Raw genomic sequence first — 18,262 nt, forward strand, 5'->3', positions numbered from 1 at the left:
GGGGATGGGCAATTCCGGGGCTTCTCATGGGGGTTCCTCCGCCGTCCGTTCACCTGGCGGCGAGGTCCGCGTCGCTTTGGAGGATGAGGTTTGCGGTCATGGACCTTCCCGATTTCGGTATCCCCCAGAAGCTCGCCTCCCGGATGAGCATGGCCGAGCAGCACGAGTACCTGCGCTCGAAGTTCACCCGGCGCGGCGCGCTGCGCGCGGGTGCGGTGACCGCGGCCGTCGCGGGCGTCGGCCTGAGCGCCGGCGCGGCCTCCCCCGCGTACGCGGCTCCGGCCGTGCTCACCTCCTCCGAGCGGCGCGGTGTCGACGGTTCGCTGGCCGCGCCGTTCGCGCGGCACCTGCAGTACGGCGGCGACCCGAAGACGCAGATGCGGGTGTCGTGGCAGGTGCCGTTCGCAGTGAAGAAGCCGTACCTGCGCGTGGGCACCAGCCCCTGGGCGCTGAGCGTGAAGATCGAGGCCGAGGTGCGGCACCTGAGCACCCCGGTCCTGAACGGCGGCAAGATCGCCGCGGCCGAGCAGTTCTACCTGCATGTGGGCCTGGACCGGCTGAAGGCCGGTCAGACCTACTACTACGGGGTCGGACACGAAGGCTTCGACCCCGCCGACCACCGCAACCTGGGCACGCTCGGCACCTTCACGACCGCCCCCTCGCGCGCGGAGAACTTCACCTTCACCGCCTTCGGCGACCAGGGCGTGAGCTACCACGCACTCGGCAACGACGCGGTGCTGCTGGCCCAGAACCCGGCCTTCCACCTGCACGCGGGTGACATCTGCTACGCCGACTCCTCCGGTTCGGGCACCGCCGGCGACACGTACGACGCACGGGCCTGGGACCTGTTCCTGGCGCAGACGGAGACGGTGGCCAAGAGCGTGCCGTGGATGGTGACGACCGGCAACCACGACATGGAAGCCTGGTACTCGCCCCAGGGCTACGGCGGCCAGAACGCCCGCTGGTCCCTGCCCGACAACGGCCCGGACCCGGTCAACCAGCCCGGCGTGTACTCGTTCGTGCACGGCAACGTCGGGGTCGTCGCGCTCGACGCCAACGACGTCTCGTACGAGATTCCCGCCAACTTCGGGATCAGCGGCGGAAAGCAGACCGCGTGGCTGGACCGCCGTCTGGGCGAACTGCGGCACAACCGCGACGTGGACTTCATCGTGGTGTTCTTCCACCACTGCGCGTTCTCCACCACCAGCGCGCACGCCTCCGAGGGCGGTGTGCGCGACGTCTGGGTGCCGCTGTTCGAGAAGCACCAGGTGGACCTGGTCATCAACGGTCACAACCACGTGTACGAACGGACCGACGCCATCAAGGGCAACAAGGTCGGCCGCAAGGTTCCCATAGGCGAGCGCACCGACCCGACGCGGGACGGCATCGTCTACGTCACGGCCGGTGCGGCGGGACGTTCGCTGTACAGCTTCCCGGTGCCGGACTCGTACGAGGACCACGTCGCGGACCGCGACAGCGTCGACACCTACCGATGGGTCAAGGGCGGCACGAAGGCGACCGAGACCGTCGAATGGTCGCGGGTGCGGTACACCAACTACTCCTTCCTCGCAGTGGAGGTCGAGGCGGGCCACAACCCGAAACTGAAGGTCAGCGCACTGGCCGAGTCGGGCCAGCGGATCGACCACTTCGAGATCCAGCGGGGGCGCGGGCGCTAGACCGACTCCTTCGCACTACCGGACCACCCCGCGCTCCAGGGCATCCCGATCACGTCCGCACCCATCAGGCGGCCGTTCTGGCTTTCCATGCCGCAGCCGCGGTGATGCGGCGGTTCCTGGAGCCGTAGCGGCGGCAGTACGGCGCGGCGAACCACGGATCAGGCATGCCAGGACGGCGGTGGTTCGACTTCACACCGCCGTCCTGGCTGGAGCGCTGCGTTCGGGTCAGCCGCATTGCAGGCCGGTTTGGGCGCTCGCGACGGCCGTGTCGAGCTTCTGCAGGTCCGGGGTGAGCTTGGTCAGGACTTCGGCGCCGGTGGTGTCGCCGGGCAGGTCCTCGTACGTCTTCTTCACGGTGTTGGCCGCAGTCTTGATCGCGTCCTTCTGGGCCGCGTTGAACTGCGCGGTGGACTCGGCGACGGTCTTCCAGTCGTCCTGGACGGCCTTGTGCGCCTCCTTGATCTGGTCCTTGGTGGCGGTTGCCGGGTCGAGCGTGCGCAATTTCGCGTTGTCGGCCTTGAGTTCGGTCAGACTGCTGCACAGCTTGTCGGTCGCGTCGTCGGCGGGCGCGGCGGCGAAGGCCGCGGTGGCCCCGCCTGCCGCGAGAAGCGCTGCGGCGGCCGTGCTCACGGCCGTGGCGAGAAGTCGGTTCATCTGCGATGCACCCCTTCGGGGAAGACGCCCCCCGGTCCAGCCCCCCACTCGTACCAAGCTGGCACAGGGCCACCGGGCCCGCATCCGCACACCGCACCCCCACTCCCGCGACAACCCGGATGAAAGTGCAGGTCAGAAGGGGTTCACGGGCTGCCGGACGGTGGTGATGTTGCAGAACTCGCGCAACCCTGCTCGGCGGCCGTGGCGGCCCCGGGTAGACGACTCGGGCTAGGACGCCGCGCGTCCGGGTGGCAGTAGCTCCGTGATGACGAAGGCGACCACGGCCGCCAGGATCACGACCGGCATCATCGCGGCGCTGCCCAGCAGCAGGGCCACGAGCACCACGCTGCTCACCGGCAGCCGCAGGGTGATGGCCGCGGCCGCCGCCAGGCCCGCTGCGATCGCCGGTACGACGCCCAGGCCCGGCAGGGGCGAAAGCAGGACGCCGGCCGCGGCGCCGAGGAAGAGCCCCGGGAACACGGGGCCGCCCCGCAGGCTGCCGAGGCAGAGCGTGTAGGCGGCGCCCTTGAACAGCAGGACGGCGAGCAGTGCGCCGATACCCCACGCGTGGGGTCGGAGGCCAGTGCGGCGAGGGTGGACTGGCCGGACGAGGCGACCTGCACGGGTGAGCGGCCGGTGATCAGCGCGTAGAGGGCGGCGCAGCCGGCTGCGCCGAGGGCGCACAGGACGGTCCGTACGAGTGGTCGCGCGGCCACGTACGACGCGACCAGCCGGGCCCCGGCCAGCATCGGGTGCAGGACCGCGACGAGGACAACGGCAATGACCAGCGCCCAGAGCACGTCCGCCAGGTCCAGGCGGGGCAGCGGGGAGGGCAGCTTCAGGGAGAGGTCGCCCGTCCCCAGTCCGGTCCAGCGGCCGAGTCCCGTGAACACCAGGGCTCCGACTCCGCTGGAGAGCAGGGCGGGGAGCATCACCGCGAACAGCTGCGGCCCGCCCACCCCGGCGACCTCGATGAGGAGCACCGCGGCGATCAGTGGATTGCCGAAGATGGCGGAAACGGCCGCCGCCGCTCCGGCCGCGCCCAGCAGCGCGGTGCTCTGCGGGGTCGCCGGCGCCTTCGCGAGGTCCCGGAACACCAGGGCCAGGCCGCCGCCCAGGGCGATCAGCGGGGCCTCAGGTCCCAGAACGGCGCCGAACGGCAGGCTAGCCACCGCCGCGAGGAGCACACCGGGCAGTGCGGCCGACGAGGGGCCTGCGGTGTGCAGTCCGGAGGCGGGGACGTGTCCGCCCGCGCCCGGCAGGTGGGTGGCGACCAGGCCGACCGCGGTTCCGGCGAGGAGCAGCAGGGGGAAGGGCCACCACCAGGGTGGGGTGTCCAGGCCCATGGCGTGCGGGAGGTCCGCCCACAGCGCGTGCTCCAGTTCGTGCAGCAGGACGAGGAACCAGAAGGCGGCGAGGGACACCGGGATGCCGATGAGGGCGCTGAAGGCGAGCGCCTTGAGGTAGCCGGGGCTGCGGAGCATGTGCCGCAGCAGGTCCGCCTCCTGTGGTTGCGTCCCACTGACCGGTGTGTCGGATCGAGCGCGCGGCTCCGTCATGGGCGCATTCCTTCCTGGGCCGCAGCGGTAGGGCCCACACGGCCCGGGTCCGTAGGAGCGGCTACCGGGCCAGGCCGGTCACGACAGGATCCGAGAGGGACGGTCTAGTCCTCCGGGGTCCGCGGGGGCTCCCCTCGCCTGCGCACCCCGATCTTGACGGCGCCGAAGAGGACCTTGGCGATCACTCCCACCACGATCAGATCGACGATCATCTGTGCGGTCGTCAGCGCACGGGCGGTCTGCGTGGTGGGTGCGATGTCCCCGAATCCCACGGTCGCGAAGACCGTGACCGTGAAGTACAGCGCGTCGGTCCGGCTCAACGGCTCCGCGAACGATTCCGGCCGCTCCTTCGCGAGCAGGAAGTACGTCGCGGCGAACAGCACCAGGAAGAGCGGAACGGCGGTGGCCAGGGCTTCGATGGCGCGCAGCCGCGGATACTGCGCATGGGTGATGGCAAGGACCTGCCAAGCAACCAGGCCGCCGAAGAGGGCGAGGCCGAGTACCAGCAGTGCGACGGTCATGACGCCGAATCCGCGGTCCAGCGGCGCCAGGTAGTACAGCGCCGTGAGGAGGACGACCGAGGCTGTCGAGCGGAGCAGGTGACCGGCCAGCAGGCGGAAGCGCTCACGGCCCGACTCAGGCAGCGGCCGTGGCCGGCCCGCCACTTTCACCGGCCTCTGCTGCGTTGTCTGAGGCTTCGTCGCTCATGACCACTCCTCGCACACGACTGGGCGATTCCCACGCCTCCCTGGGCGGGCAGAGCTCTACGGCCATTGCAACATCCGTTTGATCGACCCGCACCTCCGCACCGGCTGGGCCTGGCCTGTCTCCTGCCGGGTGGCTAGCCTGCGTCAGAGGCTGCCCAGATCAGCGGGTGGGCTTCGCTCCCCGCCCGTTCGACCCACTGCAGCCGGTCCCGCAGGACTCCGTGACGGCTGCCCGGACTCCGTTCCACCAGCCTGGTCAGCATGGTGTGCATTCTGCGCAGGGCCATCGGGGAGCCCGCGGCGGCGAAGACGAGGTCGTCGACGGCCGTCCGTACGTACTGCTCCCAGTCGGGCACCGGGACCGACACCCGCAACTCGCCGTCCTCGTCCGGGAAATACCCGATGTCCAGGTCCCGGTCGGCGAGGCGGGCCAGCAGGTCCTCCATGCGGTCCAGGCAATCCACCGCCGTGGCCGGATCGTTGACGGCCGGGGAGAGGGCCCGTAGCGCGATGTCGACGAGCAGCCGGAACGGCAGTTGCGGGTCCTGGTCGAAGGAGCGCTCCACCCCCGTCACCATGCAGTCGCGCAGTGCCCGTTCGGACAGTTGACCGCCCGTCACCTCGGCGAGTGCCATGCCCCGCGACACGGCCAGCCCCGGGGCGACGCGGAGGACGATCGAGCAGTGGTGCGCCTTCGCCACGTCGACCAGTGCGCGCACGTCCATCTGCTGGACCACGGCCGCCGGTCCCGACCAGCGGAGGGTGGCGCCGCCGCTCATCGCCGGAGGTTCTGCTTCGGCCTTGCCCGGGTCGTACGGTCGCACGTACGACGCATCGAACAGCTGGTGGGCGCGGGTGGCGATCGCGGTCAGCGAATGGGCGAGTTGGATCGAGCCGAACGCTCTCTTCTGGAGCGTCCGCATGAGTGCGAGCGCGACCAGCGTGAGGAGCATGGCGAGGAAGGGAAGGACGGCCGAGGCGCTTCTCCTCGTGCCGATGGCCAGCCCCGAGGTGATGCAGAAGACGAACACCCCGACGGAGAAGGCGAAGGCGCGCCAGACGATCGGCTCGTCCCGGAAGAGGCTGAGGCGGGGCGTGAAGGTGCTGGCGGAGAACTGTACGACCAGGAACAGCATCGAGTAGATGATGCTCACCAGGCTGATGACGCCGAACCCGATGGTGAACAGGAGGGTCGCCACGCGTCCGGATTCCATCTGCGGCCCCACCGAGATCCTCGGGACCAGCAGTCCCAGCGCCAGCCCGACGACCGCACAGACGAGCTGGGACAGGTCTCCGCGCACGGCGCGCGTGGGCCGGGGGAACAGCGCGCCCCGCTGACGTCGCGCCCCGGACCCGAAGCGTGCGGGAGCATCAGCCGAGCCGGACATCCAGCCTCCTCAACGATCCCTTTGGACGCAGCGCCGGTTCAAGATGCAATCACGAGTGCGGTGAGACCGAGTGGCGAAATGCCGGATACGGGCAATTCCGTCATTGTTCTCGGGGAAGGGCGGCCGTGGCCGCCGGGAACCGTGCCCCGAGGAGTCCGACCGTGCCTGGACCGGAGGCGGGACTTCGCCTGGGCGCAGTCCCCGGCTGGATGCGCAAACACACCCCTCTCCTGAGCCGGCTCCTGCGGCAGCTCGCGACGGTGAGGGTCCTGGACTGCGCGACCAGGCTGGCCGCCCAGGCCTTCCTGGGCGCCGTACCGGCCGTCTTCGTCATCGCGGCCGTCGCCCCCGACTGGCTCCAGAACCAGCTGGTCTCGTCCATCCGTACGACACTGGGGCTCCAGGACGCCGCACTGGACCAGGTGCGGTCGGTGTACGCCGCCGACGACCTCGCGGCTGCCGCGAGCACGGGCGGGGTGGGGATCGTGGTGACGCTGCTGTCGGCGACCGCCTGCAGCCGCGCCCTGCAGAAGACGTGCGAGCGTTCCTGGCACCTGCCCAAGTCCAAGGTCCGCGTCGCCGCGTGGCGGTGGCTGGCGTGGCTCGCCGTCTGGCTGGTCGCCCTGCTGTTCCAGGGGCTGGTGCAGACGGCCTTCGGCACCGGCCGGGCCACCGGTTTCACCCTCGCCGCGGTCAGCGGCACCCTGCTGTGGTGGTGGACGCAGCACTTGCTGCTCGGCTCCCGGATCCCGTGGCTGCCGCTGCTGCCCGGTGCGGTGCTGGCCGGCGTCGGGGAGCAGCTCCTGACGGTCGCGTCGAGGATCTACATGCCCCATGCCGTCGACCGCAGCATGCAGCAGTTCGGCAGCCTCGGCTCGGTCTTCGTCCTGCTCTCCTGGCTCATCGCGTTCTTCTTCGTCGTCACCCTCGCCATCGCCGTCGGGTACGTGGTGGCCCAGGAACCGCTCCCCGCGCGCTGGCTCCGCACGCCCGCGGACCGGGCGACGCCGTGACGCCGTGAAGCCGTGACGCCGCCCTCGGTGTCGAGCGCCGCAAGGGCGGCGGGGCCTCGGCGGCACGGCGGCCGGCAGTGCCTACGATCCGTTGAGCACCCGCGCGAGGAAGCGCTGCGTGGCCTGCTCGCGCGGAGCGGTCAGCACTTGCTCCGCAGTGCCCTGTTCCACGATCACCCCGTCCTCCAGGAAGCAGACCTGGTCCGCGACCTGCCGGGCGAAGTCCATCTCGTGCGTGGCCATCAGGATGGTCAGGCCGCGCTGCTTGAGGTCCACGACCACGTCCAGGACCTCGCCCACCAGTTCGGGGTCGAGGGCGGAGGTGATCTCGTCGAAGAGGAGCAGATCCGGTTCGGTGGCCAGCGCGCGGGCGATCGCGGCGCGCTGCTGCTGTCCGCCGGACAACCGGTCGGGGTGCTCGTGCGCCTTGTCCGCGAGACCGAGCCGGGCCAGCAGCTCGCGGGCCGACTCCTCGGCCCGCTTGCGCGGGACGCCGTGGACCCGGCGCGGTGCGAGCGTGATGTTGTCCAGCACGCTCAGGTGCGGGAACAGGTTGTAGGCCTGGAAGACGATGCCGATCCGTTCGCGGGCGACGTTCGGATCGAGGCGGGGGTCGGTCAGTTCGGTCTCGCCCAGGTGGACGGTGCCGTCGTCGACGACGTCCAGCAGGTCCACGCAGCGCAGCAGGGTGGACTTGCCCGAGCCCGAGCCGCCGATGAGGCAGACGACCTGGTGCTCGGCGACGTCCAGGTCGATCGAGCGCAGGACCAGGCGCGACCCGTACTGCTTGCGCACGCCGCGGATCCGCAGCAGTGGCTCGCTCATCGGCCCGTCTCCGCCCAGGTGCGCTGTGCCGCCCGGCGCTGGAGCCGGTCGGCGAAGCGGGTCAACGGAATGGTCACCGCGATGAACAAGAGAGCCGCTCCCAGGTACGGGGTGTAGTTGAAGTCGTAGTCCGCCTTGATCTGTGCGGCCCGCAGTGCCTCCAGCGGACCGAGTACGGCGACCAGCGCGGTGTCCTTCTGCAGTGCGATGAAGTCGTTGAGCAGGGGCGGCAGCACGTTGCGCACCGCCTGTGGCAGCACCACGTACCGCAGGGTCTTGCGTTCGTTCAGCCCCAGCGCCCGCGCGGCGTTGCGCTGCGCGGGGTGCACCGAGTTCAGCCCGGCGCGCAGCACTTCGCCGACGTAGGCGCTGTACGAGAGGACCAGGGCGATCACGCCTAGCACCCAGGGCTCGGAGGGCGTGCCCTGCAGTCGCAGGGCCGGCAGACCGAATCCGACGAGGAAGACCAGCAGCAGGGTGGGAACTCCGCGGAAGACGTCGACGTAGACGGTCGCGGCCAGCCGGAGCGGCTGCAGGCCGGGAGCGCGGGTCACCCGTACCAGGGCGATCAGCAGTCCCAGGACCAGGATCAGCACCTCGGCGATGAGGAACATCTGGATGTTGAGCCAGAAGGCACGCAGGAGTTCGGGGAACGACTCCCTGAATTCGGCGCCGTCCAGGAACAGGCTGTGGACCCGCTCCCAGCCGGGCGAGGAGATCGCGGCCGCCGTGATGACCACCAGGCAGAGCAGGGTGCACAGGGCGGCGGTCCAGGTGTGGCGCCGCTTGCGGGAGCGGCGGAACCGCTCCCGCTCCTGCTCGCGGTCGCTGGGCCGGTAGGTGTCGTCCGGCGCGATGGCCGACTGGTGCGGCACGGCCGCCTTTTCGAGGTTCACGGTCGCCGCGCTACGGCTTCAGCTCGGGGACGTTCGCCGAGGCGGACAGCCACTCCGTGGTGATCTTGGCGAGCGTGCCGTCGGCCTTGAGTGCGGCGAGAGCCTGGTTCACGCAGGAGGTGTATCCGCTGCCCTTGGGCAGGAGCAGGCCGAACTCCTCGGGGGTGCCGCCCGCGTAGCCGAAGTGGCCGACGATCTTGGCGTTGTCCAGCTCCGAGCCGGCCAGGAAGAACACGGTCGGCAGGTCGGTGACGATCGCGTCGATCTGACCGTTCTTCAGTGCGTTCACTTCATCGTTGGTGGTGTTGAAGACGCTCGGCTGGCGCGAGGGCTTGAGCTGGTCGAGCACCGCCTGGTAGCTGGTGGTGGCCACCTGCACACCGATCTTCGCGTCCTTCAGCTCTGCGAGTGAAGTGGCTTTCGCGAAACCGGAGTTGTCCAGGGTCAGGATGGCCTGGTCGGCCGTGTAGTAACTGGTGGAGAAGTCCACCGCCTGTGCGCGCTGCGGGGTGATGGAGATCTGGTTGATGTCGAAGTCGAAGTTCTTCGCCCCGGGAGCATAGGAATGGGCGAACGGTTCGACGACCCACTTCACCTGTTCCTTGCTGAAACCGAGTTTGCCGGCCACCGCGTAGGCGACCGCGCTCTCGAAGCCCTTCCCGTTGGAAGGGGTGTTGCTGTCGAACCAGGGCGCGTAGGCCGGGGAATCCGTCGCGACGGTCAACTGCCCGCTCTTGTGGAGGCCGGGGCTGCCGGTCGTGCAGTTGGGGGCGGTGGATCCGGCGGGTCCGGCAGCTCCTGCGGGACTCTCGGGCTGGGGTGCGCAGGCGGCGGCGGTCAGGACGACGGCCACGATGGAGGTCGCGAGGGCTATACGGGTGCGGGACATGAAAGGTCCTTCGAAGGAGTCCGAAAAGAGGGTACGGAAAAGGTCGTTGACGTGCGCTCAGCGACACAGATCAGCGGCACAGCGCACGTTGTCCACGTGGCGGCGGCGTACCAGGGGAATGGTTCCGGACATGCGGTTCAGCATTCCGGCTGGTGGAGCGCGGTGTCAATCTCGACGGCCGCCATTGGGTAACGCGGCGATAACATGTCAGCTGGTGAGACGAAATACCTGGTCGCCCTGGCGCAGGCCGAACAGTTCGGCCGCGGAACCGCCGCGGACCACCAGTTCGGCGAAGCCGATTCCGGAACTTCCGACGGTGATTCCGGGTTCCCCGAGCGGCACGTCGGGCAGCCGGTCGTAACAGCGCACCCGGACGCTGCCGCCGTCGCGCCGATTGTGGACGGACAGGCTCCGCACGCCGTCGTAGCCGGGCAGTTCTACGGCCGGCCGGTCGAGCTTGCAGTTGCCGAAGTTGTCCACGACCGCGACCCGCACCTCCTGTTCGGCGGGCGGGCGCACCGTCAGCGGGCGCGCGGGAACCGAGCGGCCGTCAGTGAGCCAGCGGGCCAGCAGAGGCACGTACCAGAGGCTGCGGAACTGGGTCCGTACGATCTCCTCGACTTCGGCATCCGACAGTTCGGCCCAGTCCGCGGCGGCGGCCTCCAGCACCTCGCGGACGTCGGTGACCTGGACCTCCTCCAGGCCCAGGTAGGTCACCAGCGGGGCGAGCACCCGGTGGTTCACCGTGCTGATGACCAGGTGGCGCCCGTGACGGAAGTAGCAGAACGGCACACCGTTGGGCCAATGCCCGTCTCGCGGGGCGATGTTGACCAGCACGACGACCGGCTGCGTGGGCCCGCCGGTCAGGTCGGTGGAGCGCAGCAGGTCGAGCAGGGTGAGGGCGGCGGCGCCCTCCGGGTCCGGTCCGCCGAGCGGCAGGACGGTCGGGGTGGCGCCGAAGAGGGTGGCGATGCGGGCGGACTGGCGGGCCAGTGCGTTGGGATCGGCGCAGTCGGTGAGGGCGACGACTGGAAGGTGGGTCATGGCGGGCTCTTCGCCTTCTGTCGGGTGGTGGCGGGCGGCGGGTGGCGGGTGGATCGGGGGTGCGTCGGGTGACCTGGTGACCCCGGGGGCGCAGAGCTGGGCGGATCCGGCGACCTGATCTGCGGAACGGGACCGGGTCCGGGACGAGTCCGGGGCAACAAAAAACGGACCCTCCGTTTCCGGAGGGTCCGTCGCAGCTGGTGCGCACACGGCTTCGCTAGCGAAGCGCCTCCGGGGTACGGGGCATCATTCGCATCATGGCGAGGGTGGTGGTGTGCTGCATGGACGGGACTGTAGCAGCAGCCGGGGGCGTCGGCGACAAGTGTCCACACCGTGAACCGTCGGTGCTGTCGGCCGCCGCGGTCAGGCGGCGATCCACGCCGACGATCAGTGGCCGTGGCCGTCGTTCTTGCTGGTCAGGCCGGATGCAGCACCGCCGTCGCGATCTCACGTACACGGTCCAGGGTGATCCCGGTGCGCTGTTCGACGGCGAGCGGGTGGTCGGTGGGCTCCAGCTCGATGAAGGGCCGCTTGCCGACCGGTCGCGTGTGGGCGTTGGTCTTCAGGTCGGTCGTGCCCTCGGAGTAGAGCGCGAGTTCGGTGCTGAGCCAGCCGAAGTACGGCTTCTCGGCCTCGCGGCCCGCCACGTTCCACACTTCGAGGGCACGGGCGAAGTTGTCCCTGCTCAGAGAGATCCAGACGCCCCAGGAAAAGACGTCCTGGCTGCCGATCACAGGTATCTCGATCAAGCCTCTGACGAAGAAGTGCTGGCCTTTGATCACGCACTGGTCGGACGACAGCATGCTGTCTGGATCACTCTCGAAACCGGGATCCCAGACATCAGGGGCCATGGCGGAGTAGCTCATGGGGAGCTCGGCGTGGTGGGCACCGCAGCAGGAGCACGTGAAACCGGGATCGTTGGACATGGCGCGAGCCTAGTGCCGCGCATCTGCGCCATGGCATTCCCGGGCTGCCCGATGACGACCGCTGGTTGCACGTCCTCAACGGCTTCCGGGGCGGGAACGGGCAGCGAGCCGATCCGGCCCCGGGACTCGCCCGGGGCCGGTCGCCCAACCGTCAGCAGTTGTCGTAGAGGATCTCGAAGCTGGTGATCCGGGAGGAGGTGGACAGGCTGAAGTTCTTGGTGGCGCCCTTGGGGCCGACGCGCGGGCTGCCGGCGCTGTAGCCGCCGGCGGTGTTGAACCGGATCCAGGGGCAGCGGCCGTCCGCCTTGTCGTCGGTGACCCAGCCCGTGACGCTGGACCCGCTGCCGGAGTCGCAGTGCTGTTCCGGCCCACCGGCAGGCCGACGGAACCCTTCGCCCGGCCATTTCTGCTGGCCGGAGGCAGGGTTCGACGTGCCGCGGGGTGGTTGCAAGGACAGAACCTACGGCGGGACGTGGGGCTTGCAGGAGGGGAACGGTGAACGTTGTCCGGATCCGCGTCCGCCCCGAGAAGCGGGCCGTCGGCCATCGGCCCGGCGGGCCCGGCCCGGTCCGCGCGACTGCGCACGGCTGATCCGGAACACCCCCGGAGGGACCTCGCGGCGGCTCCTCGGCCGGGCCCGTCGGGACGGCACCATTCCTGGCCCCGGCCCGACCACGGCGCGCGCCAACGGCACGGTCGGTATGCCGGCGGGCGGCCGGACCGGAACAGGCCGACGCGGCAGCACCGCGGCCACGGACGGTACCGCTCCGAGCCATGCCGAAGCTCCGGTTCCGGCGGGGCGATCGCGGTCGGCATGGCCGGAAGAGGAGAGGGCGATCCTCCGCCGGGCCGCCCGCCTTCGGCACGGCGCGCCATCGCTGCGCCCAGGCTGCAGCCCGCCGGCGCACGCTGCTCCGCGCCCCGTAGCCCGGTACGCCCTCAGGCGGCTTCCTCCAGCTCGGCTTCCTCGATCGCGTGGGAGTCGCTGAGGCTCAGTGCGCCGACCGCCGCGATCAGTCCGACGACGACTGCGAGGACCGCGTAGGTGATCCGTTCCCCGTGGAAGAACGAGGCGACGAGGTCACTGCTCCACGTGCCGGCCGGGAGCTGGGTGGTGACCAGCAAGGCGATCAGGGTGCCCACTACGGCGGTGCCCAGGCTGGAGCCGACTTCCTGGGCGGTGTCGTTGAGGGCCGCGCCCATGGAGGTGCGGTTGCTCGGCATCGCGTCGACGAGCGCGACCGCGCAGATCGTCATCACGGTGCGCAGCCCCACGGTCATGAGCACCATGCAGATCGCGATGGCGGCGTACCCGTGGTCGACGCCCCAGGCGAGACCCGCCAGCGAACCGGCCAGGCAGGCCGCGCCGACCAGACAGGCGACGCGGTGGCCGAACCGGCGCGCGAGCCACTCGGACAGCGGGGTCGCGGCGAGCATCGTCACGATGATCGGCAGGTTGGCCAGACCGGCCCGCACGGGGCTCCATCCGTAGGCGTACTGGAAGTGGAAGATCAGCCCGAACATCACGCTGGCCATCGCGATGGACGTTCCGATCTGCGCGAGGGCGGCGCCGCGGACGGTGCCGTTGGAGAAGAGGCGCAGGTCCAGCATGGGCGCCGCGCTGCGGCGCTCGTGCCACACGAACGCGATCGCCGCCACGACGGCGCCCGCGATCGACGCGAGGGTGATCGCGGAGAGCCAGCCGCGCTCGACGCCGCTGGTCAGCGCGTAGCAGGCGAGCCCGATGGCGCTGACGCTCAGAACGGCGCCCGGCAGGTCGAGCGCGTCGTCGGTCAGGTCCTCCGGCCGGTCGGCCGGGACGCCGAGCCGGACGCCGATGCATGCGATCACCGCGATCGGGGCGTTGACGACCAGGAGCCACTCCCACCTCACATGTGCCAGCGCGGTGCCGCCGAGCAACGGTCCGAGGACGAAGCCGGACATGCCGACGACGATCATCACCGTCATGGCGCGCATCCGCAGGGCCTTGTCGTCGAACAGGCGGAAGACCAGCGAGTTCGTGATCGGAGCCATCGCCGCGGCCGCGATGCCCAGCAGGGCCCGCAGGGCGATGAGCTCGCCCGCCGTCGTGACGAGGACGACGCACAGGCTCAGCAGGCCGAACAGGGTGAGGCCGACCAGCAGCACCCGGCGGCGGCCGAGCCGGTCGGCCAGGGACCCGGCGGTGAGCAACAGACCGCCGAAGGTCAGCGAGTACGCCCCGGTGACCCACTGCAGCGCGGTCGTCCCGGCGCCGAGGTCGCGGCCGATCGTGGGCAGCGCGATCGACAGCAGCGTGTTGTCGACCATCTCCACGAAGAAGGCCAGGCAGAGGGCTGTCAGGGGTATCCACGCCGCACGCAGGGACGGGTAGGCACGCGACGGGGTGTGAAGCGGCACAGCGGTGGTCATGCATTCCTCCGATCGAACGCCGCTCGATCATCGAACGGCGTACGATACGTTACGATAGAACGACGTTCGATACGATGCAAGACGCGAAGGGACGTGAGCCATGGCACGCCTGCAGAGCCGCTCCAGCGAGGGGCGCCGACGGGCCTCCCACTCGATGGAGTCCGTACTCACCCAGGCGGTGGCACTGCTCGACGAGGCCGGGGCGCCCGCGCTGACGTTCCGGGCACTCGCGCAGCGCCTCGGCGGCGGCGTCGCCAGCATCTACTGGTACGTGGCGAACAAGGACGAGCTGCTCGACCTCGCCACCGACCACGTGATCGGCCAGGTGCTGGCCGACATCGAAGGACTTCCGGGCAGCGACGACCCCATCGACGACCTCCGCCGGATGGCCGTGACACTCTTCGACGCGATCGCGGACCGGCCGTGGCTGGGCGCCTACTTCATGCGCAACACAAACGTCCAGGCCAACTCCCTGCGCCTGTACGAGATGCTCGGCCGGCCGACCCTTCGCCTGAACCTCAGCGCACGGCAGCGATTCCACGCCGTGTCCGCGGTCGTGGGTGTGGTCGTCGGCTCCGCCATCGACCTGGGCCAGGAGCCACCCCAGGAGGTCCTCGACGGCGCGACGGACCGCGACGAGTACCTCGGCCGCTTCGCCCAGGCCTGGCGGGAGCTCGACCCCGAGGCCTTCCCGTTCGTGCATGAGATCGTCGACGAGTTCGACGGCCACGAGGACATCGACCAGTTCCGCTCCGCGCTGGAGCTCACCCTGACGGGCCTGCGCCTGCAAGCCGGAGCCTGACCCGGCCGGGCTCCGGGCAGGGCCGGGCGCTCGAGGTCGAGCCGGCCGGCCCGCGAGCCGTACGCCGAGGCAACATCGTCCGCGGAGCGCTGCTGCCCGTCGCCGCCGCGGGCCTGGTGCGGGCACTCAGCTTCGAGGGGGAACCGCCCGCGGCCGAAACCGCCCCCGTCTCCCAGGCGTCCGCCGATGCGGCCGGGCCCGCTGAGATCAAACGCTCGTCGACGCCGCCCCGACGGTCGGCGCCTACCGGCTGCTCACCGGGGCGGACGCCGCGAAGTACGACGAGCTGACCTCGGAAAAGGCGCCCTCGGGCAGGCGTTGGTTCTACGACGGTCCCGGCGCGGGGCCACTGGGCGCCGTACTCCAGATCAACACCGCCGAGTGGGACACCGGACTGGCCGCGGAGAAGCGCACCTGACAGCTGCCGGAAGCAGCCTCCCTGCTGGTCCCCAAAGCCATCGCCACCGAGAACGACATCACGGTCGATGACGTCCGAAACCATCTCGCCCACGACGAGTGGGAGGTGGCCCGCGGGCTCCTGGAGGACCTCGGCGACGCCCACCCCCTTCCGCTCGACTTCGGTCGACTCGCGACCTCGGCACCCGAGTTGATCGAGGCCCCGGCTCCCGCTTCTGGGTAAGGCCTCCCCCGTTGCGCCGCTGATGCGCATACTCGGAGGATGGCCGACACCACCATCCTTGAAGTCGACACCGACGTCCATGAACGCCTCACAGCGCTGGCCGCGGCGCGGGGGCTCAGTTTGCCCTCGTACCTCGCGGAACTCGCCGCCGCCCAGGAGAACGAGGCCGGTCTCGCCCGCGCCGCGCGGGCGTTCGACGAGGCGGTCCGGCGCCCCGGATTCCGCGAGGGGTTCGAGCGCGACTTCGGCTCCGCCGTCCGCCGTGCCGATTCCCGGGCGGCCTGAGTGGAACTGCGCGTCGACCACGGTTGGCTGCTGGAGCGTCAGGAAGCTCTGTTCAAGGACGTCGAGGTGGCCGACCACTCCGCCCTGGTCGCCGCCGTCGCCCGGCACGGAGTGGACGTACCCAGCCTCGTCGTCGACCACCCCGACGCCTACTGGCGCGCCGCCGCCCTCCTCGACGCCATCGTCCTGCTCCGCCCGCTCCCCGAGTCCAACGAATACTTCGCCTACGGAGTTGCCGTCGCGTACATCGAGGCCTCAGGCGAGACGGTGGACGCGCCGTACGAACAGTGGCGCGAGCTCATCACGGACATCCGCATGCTCCGCACCACGGTCTTCGACGTCGCCGACCGCCTGCGCTCCTGGCAGCAGGCATAGCGGCAGCCGCTACTCCGGCCTTACTTCGCGCGCGGGCCGCCGCGCCGCGCCAGGGTCCAAGCCCGAAGTGCTAGCGGGCCGCCGCGCCGGGGACCTGGAGGGTGAACAGGCCGCATTCGCAGCCGCCGTTGCCCCTGCCGCAGGAACCCTTCGAGGCCGCGGCCGCTGCCGGGACCTCGGCCGGGGCGCCGCAGCCCGTCGGGGCCGCCCCGGCGCAGGTGTTGCCCGCGCAGGAGCGGCAGGCGTTCATCTCGCAGCCGCGGCAGGCGGAGGCCGGGGCGTTGCAGCCGCGGCAGGCGCCGACTCCGCAGGACGCGCACAGCTGCGTGCCGCTGCCGCAGCCACCCCGCTCCGTCCGCTCGCCGCAGTCACAGGCGCGGGCGCCCGCGGCGGTCCGGACGTCGCGGCGAACCGCGCCGAACTCGGCGATGCGCAGCGCGGTCCGCAGCGTGGGGGCGGGGCCCCGATGGATAACCCGACGCTTTTGGTAAGCAGTCAGCCGATGATCCCGACGATCGCCGCGTTGCTGAGGTTCGCCAGCGTTCCGGCGAGCAGGGCCAGGAGGCCGAACCGGGCGACGTCACCGCGGCGTTCCGGTGCGAGCGAGCCGAACGAACCGAGCTGGATGGCGATCGATCCGAAATTGGCGAAGCCCGCCAGGGCGAAGGTGGTGATGAGCACCGTCTTCGGGTCGAGGGAGGGGATCAGCGGGCCGAGGGAGGCATACGCCACGAACTCGTTGATGACCGTCTTCTGTCCGAGGAGGCTGCCCACGGTGGAGGCCTCGTCCCACGGCACCCCGATGAGCCAGGCGACCGGAGCGAAGATCCAGCCCAGCACCCGCTGGAACGTCAGGTCCTCGACGCCGAACCAGCCTCCGACGCCGCCGAGAATGCCGTTCGCCAGGGCGATGAGCGCCACGAACGCGATGAGCAGACAGCCGACGATGACGGCGAGGCGGCCTCCGCTGAGTGCGCCGCGGGCGAGGGCGTCGATGACGTTCGCCGATTCCGTGTCGCGCACGCCGCGGATGTCACCGTCCGCTTCCGTCGGCTCGGTCTCGGGGTGGATGGCCTTCGAGACGACCAGCATGGCCGGCGCGTTCATGACGCTCGCCGCGAGCAGGTACGGCAGCGGGGCGCCGAGCAGGGAGTAGCCGACGAGCGTCGAGCCCGCCACGGAGGCGAAGCCGCCGGTCATGCAGGTGAAGAGTTCCGAGCGGGTGAGCCGCCGTAGGTACGGGGCGATGATCAGAGGTGCTTCGGACTGCCCGAGGAAGATCACCGTAGTGGCCCAGATCGATTCGACCTTGCTGGTCCCCAGCATCCGGGAGAGCAGACCGCCGACGATCTGCACGACCCACTGGATGACGCGGAGGTAGTACAGCAGGCCGACGAGGGCACCGAGGAAGATGATGACGGGCAGCACGCTGATGACGAAGGGCACTGACGAGCCCTTTGCCAAGGACCCGAACAGGAATTCCGTACCGGCGGTGGTGTACCCGATCAGCTTGGCGATCTTCGCGGCGAACCAGCGCAGCGCCTCGCGGCCGGGCTCCCACTTCAGCACCAGCAGCGCGAAGCCCACCTGAAGGGCGAGACCGATCCCCAGGGTGCGCCAGTTGATCTGTCGACGGTGGCGTGACATCGCGAAGCAGAGGCCGTAGATCAGGAGGAGGCCGAGCACGCCCTGCAGGCGGTTCATCAGTTGCGAGTGTCCCGTCGGTTCGTGGCGGACCGCCGGCTGTCGCACGGCGGGCCCGCGGATCGGTCGGTCCTGCGGTGGTCACCAGGCGTGATGAACCTACGAGACAACCCGCCGCCGTACCGGTGAGGACACTCCGGGCCGGGCGGCTCCCGCCTCTCGGCTCACCCCTTCGCCGCAGCCCGTGTGGCCGTCCCGCTGGCCCGCCGGTACCGGCACCGGCTCGCCGAGGCCGACCGACCACAGCTGACCGCCAACTTCGCCGCACGAGAGCCCGGCCCGCGCCAGGACCAGCGCGCCGCGCAGAGCGTCCGGATCGGCGCCGAACTGGCGCGCCGTGCGCAGAACGCGGGCCAGGCCGTCATCACTGCCCGGCCTGGCCGACGTCATCGACCGCGCAGACCGGGCACTCAGGGCCCTGTGACGGGGGCGGGCTCCCCGCTGCGGACATATTTCGTGTGGTTGGT

The 18,262-nt window shown here is 70.4% G+C and carries 19 protein-coding genes and 1 pseudogene; 5 read left to right on the forward strand and 15 right to left on the reverse strand.

The genetic code is table 11. The annotated features are described in order from the left end of the window. The first annotated feature begins 98 nt into the window (after nucleotides 1–98). Complete coding sequence (locus tag AC3IYJ_RS01900) at nucleotides 99–1,676, forward strand: purple acid phosphatase family protein (protein WP_489399583.1); 1,578 nt, start codon at nucleotides 99–101, stop codon at nucleotides 1,674–1,676. 225 nt (nucleotides 1,677–1,901) lie between these two features. Here AC3IYJ_RS01900 and AC3IYJ_RS01905 read toward each other — a convergent pair whose 3' ends face one another. The 5 genes and pseudogenes from AC3IYJ_RS01905 to AC3IYJ_RS01925 form a co-directional block, all read right to left on the reverse strand. Further along, a complete protein-coding gene (locus AC3IYJ_RS01905; RefSeq protein ID WP_489399584.1) occupies nucleotides 1,902–2,330 on the reverse strand; it encodes a hypothetical protein in 429 nt (142 codons plus the stop codon). Between the two features lie 228 nt (nucleotides 2,331–2,558). Beyond that, the gene (locus tag AC3IYJ_RS01910; RefSeq protein WP_489402655.1) at nucleotides 2,559–3,014 is read right to left on the reverse strand and encodes a chloride channel protein; all 456 of its coding nucleotides are present in this window, start codon (nucleotides 3,012–3,014) and stop codon (nucleotides 2,559–2,561) included. Further along, nucleotides 2,969–3,889: pseudogene (locus AC3IYJ_RS01915) on the reverse strand (chloride channel protein); the annotation flags it as partial. The gene AC3IYJ_RS01910 and the pseudogene AC3IYJ_RS01915, both read right to left, overlap by 46 nt. 104 nt (nucleotides 3,890–3,993) lie before the next feature. Next, the gene (locus AC3IYJ_RS01920; RefSeq protein ID WP_489399585.1) at nucleotides 3,994–4,554 is read right to left on the reverse strand and encodes a potassium channel family protein; all 561 of its coding nucleotides are present in this window, start codon (nucleotides 4,552–4,554) and stop codon (nucleotides 3,994–3,996) included. Between the two features lie 176 nt (nucleotides 4,555–4,730). Then, nucleotides 4,731–5,984, reverse strand: a complete 1,254-nt coding sequence (locus AC3IYJ_RS01925) for a DUF2254 domain-containing protein (RefSeq protein ID WP_489399586.1) — start codon at nucleotides 5,982–5,984, stop codon at nucleotides 4,731–4,733. A 161-nt stretch (nucleotides 5,985–6,145) separates the two neighbouring features. On the opposite strand from AC3IYJ_RS01925, the gene AC3IYJ_RS01930 reads away from it, so the two are divergent. After that, complete coding sequence (locus AC3IYJ_RS01930) at nucleotides 6,146–6,997, forward strand: YhjD/YihY/BrkB family envelope integrity protein (protein ID WP_489399587.1); 852 nt, start codon at nucleotides 6,146–6,148, stop codon at nucleotides 6,995–6,997. Between the two features lie 81 nt (nucleotides 6,998–7,078). Here the strand turns inward: AC3IYJ_RS01930 and AC3IYJ_RS01935 are convergent, their stop codons facing one another. The 7 genes from AC3IYJ_RS01935 to AC3IYJ_RS01965 form a co-directional block, all read right to left on the reverse strand. Next, the gene (locus AC3IYJ_RS01935; protein WP_489399588.1) at nucleotides 7,079–7,822 is read right to left on the reverse strand and encodes an amino acid ABC transporter ATP-binding protein; all 744 of its coding nucleotides are present in this window, start codon (nucleotides 7,820–7,822) and stop codon (nucleotides 7,079–7,081) included. Further along, complete coding sequence (locus tag AC3IYJ_RS01940; protein WP_489399589.1) at nucleotides 7,819–8,718, reverse strand: amino acid ABC transporter permease; 900 nt, start codon at nucleotides 8,716–8,718, stop codon at nucleotides 7,819–7,821. Before AC3IYJ_RS01940 ends, AC3IYJ_RS01935 begins: the two co-directional genes overlap by 4 nt. Before the next feature lie 10 nt (nucleotides 8,719–8,728). After that, the gene (locus AC3IYJ_RS01945) at nucleotides 8,729–9,607 is read right to left on the reverse strand and encodes an ABC transporter substrate-binding protein (RefSeq protein ID WP_489399590.1); all 879 of its coding nucleotides are present in this window, start codon (nucleotides 9,605–9,607) and stop codon (nucleotides 8,729–8,731) included. A 207-nt stretch (nucleotides 9,608–9,814) separates the two neighbouring features. Beyond that, on the reverse strand, nucleotides 9,815–10,651 hold the full coding sequence (locus AC3IYJ_RS01950) for an SAM hydroxide adenosyltransferase (protein ID WP_489399591.1): 837 nt from the start codon (nucleotides 10,649–10,651) through the stop codon (nucleotides 9,815–9,817). Nucleotides 10,652–11,067: 416 nt separating this feature from the next. Continuing rightward, the gene (locus AC3IYJ_RS01955) at nucleotides 11,068–11,577 is read right to left on the reverse strand and encodes a DUF2199 domain-containing protein (RefSeq protein WP_489399592.1); all 510 of its coding nucleotides are present in this window, start codon (nucleotides 11,575–11,577) and stop codon (nucleotides 11,068–11,070) included. 151 nt (nucleotides 11,578–11,728) lie between these two features. After that, the gene (locus tag AC3IYJ_RS01960; RefSeq protein WP_489399593.1) at nucleotides 11,729–12,028 is read right to left on the reverse strand and encodes a hypothetical protein; all 300 of its coding nucleotides are present in this window, start codon (nucleotides 12,026–12,028) and stop codon (nucleotides 11,729–11,731) included. 488 nt (nucleotides 12,029–12,516) lie between these two features. Continuing rightward, nucleotides 12,517–13,989, reverse strand: coding sequence for an MFS transporter (locus AC3IYJ_RS01965; RefSeq protein WP_489399594.1), 1,473 nt, complete (start codon nucleotides 13,987–13,989; stop codon nucleotides 12,517–12,519). Nucleotides 13,990–14,143: 154 nt separating this feature from the next. Between AC3IYJ_RS01965 and AC3IYJ_RS01970 the strand changes: the two genes are divergently transcribed. The 3 genes from AC3IYJ_RS01970 to AC3IYJ_RS01980 all read left to right on the forward strand — a co-directional run bounded on the left by AC3IYJ_RS01970 (nucleotide 14,144) and on the right by AC3IYJ_RS01980 (nucleotide 16,091). Continuing rightward, entirely contained in the window at nucleotides 14,144–14,791 is a 648-nt protein-coding gene (locus tag AC3IYJ_RS01970; RefSeq protein ID WP_489402656.1) for a TetR/AcrR family transcriptional regulator, read from the forward strand. Between the two features lie 679 nt (nucleotides 14,792–15,470). Continuing rightward, complete coding sequence (locus AC3IYJ_RS01975; protein ID WP_489399595.1) at nucleotides 15,471–15,716, forward strand: antitoxin MazE7; 246 nt, start codon at nucleotides 15,471–15,473, stop codon at nucleotides 15,714–15,716. Then, a complete protein-coding gene (locus AC3IYJ_RS01980; protein WP_489399596.1) occupies nucleotides 15,717–16,091 on the forward strand; it encodes a toxin Doc in 375 nt (124 codons plus the stop codon). A 70-nt stretch (nucleotides 16,092–16,161) separates the two neighbouring features. On the opposite strand, the gene AC3IYJ_RS01985 is transcribed toward AC3IYJ_RS01980, so the two are convergent. From AC3IYJ_RS01985 to AC3IYJ_RS01995, 3 genes are all read right to left on the reverse strand, one after another. After that, nucleotides 16,162–16,341 (reverse strand): hypothetical protein, encoded by a 180-nt coding sequence (locus tag AC3IYJ_RS01985; protein ID WP_489399597.1) that lies wholly within the window; start codon nucleotides 16,339–16,341, stop codon nucleotides 16,162–16,164. Between the two features lie 245 nt (nucleotides 16,342–16,586). Beyond that, a complete protein-coding gene (locus AC3IYJ_RS01990; RefSeq protein ID WP_489399598.1) occupies nucleotides 16,587–17,795 on the reverse strand; it encodes a NupC/NupG family nucleoside CNT transporter in 1,209 nt (402 codons plus the stop codon). Between the two features lie 99 nt (nucleotides 17,796–17,894). Next, on the reverse strand, nucleotides 17,895–18,185 hold the full coding sequence (locus AC3IYJ_RS01995; RefSeq protein ID WP_489399599.1) for a hypothetical protein: 291 nt from the start codon (nucleotides 18,183–18,185) through the stop codon (nucleotides 17,895–17,897). Nucleotides 18,186–18,262: the final 77 nt, after the last annotated feature.

The sequence above is a fragment of the Streptomyces sp. GL_140 genome (genome assembly GCF_057834465.1).

Excerpts from the sequence above, each read along its gene's own strand:
- AC3IYJ_RS01900 (WP_489399583.1), top strand. The coding sequence starts at position 99 with ATGGACCTTCCCGATTTCGGTATCCCCCAGAAGCTCGCCTCCCGGATG.
- AC3IYJ_RS01905 (WP_489399584.1), bottom strand. The coding sequence starts at position 2,330 with ATGAACCGACTTCTCGCCACGGCCGTGAGCACGGCCGCCGCAGCGCTT.
- AC3IYJ_RS01925 (WP_489399586.1), bottom strand. The coding sequence starts at position 5,984 with ATGTCCGGCTCGGCTGATGCTCCCGCACGCTTCGGGTCCGGGGCGCGA.
- AC3IYJ_RS01935 (WP_489399588.1), bottom strand. The coding sequence starts at position 7,822 with ATGAGCGAGCCACTGCTGCGGATCCGCGGCGTGCGCAAGCAGTACGGG.
- AC3IYJ_RS01945 (WP_489399590.1), bottom strand. The coding sequence starts at position 9,607 with ATGTCCCGCACCCGTATAGCCCTCGCGACCTCCATCGTGGCCGTCGTC.
- AC3IYJ_RS01950 (WP_489399591.1), bottom strand. The coding sequence starts at position 10,651 with ATGACCCACCTTCCAGTCGTCGCCCTCACCGACTGCGCCGATCCCAAC.
- AC3IYJ_RS01955 (WP_489399592.1), bottom strand. The coding sequence starts at position 11,577 with ATGTCCAACGATCCCGGTTTCACGTGCTCCTGCTGCGGTGCCCACCAC.
- AC3IYJ_RS01965 (WP_489399594.1), bottom strand. The coding sequence starts at position 13,989 with ATGACCACCGCTGTGCCGCTTCACACCCCGTCGCGTGCCTACCCGTCC.
- AC3IYJ_RS01970 (WP_489402656.1), top strand. The coding sequence starts at position 14,144 with ATGGAGTCCGTACTCACCCAGGCGGTGGCACTGCTCGACGAGGCCGGG.
- AC3IYJ_RS01975 (WP_489399595.1), top strand. The coding sequence starts at position 15,471 with ATGGCCGACACCACCATCCTTGAAGTCGACACCGACGTCCATGAACGC.
- AC3IYJ_RS01985 (WP_489399597.1), bottom strand. The coding sequence starts at position 16,341 with ATGAACGCCTGCCGCTCCTGCGCGGGCAACACCTGCGCCGGGGCGGCC.
- AC3IYJ_RS01990 (WP_489399598.1), bottom strand. The coding sequence starts at position 17,795 with ATGAACCGCCTGCAGGGCGTGCTCGGCCTCCTCCTGATCTACGGCCTC.
- AC3IYJ_RS01995 (WP_489399599.1), bottom strand. The coding sequence starts at position 18,185 with ATGACGTCGGCCAGGCCGGGCAGTGATGACGGCCTGGCCCGCGTTCTG.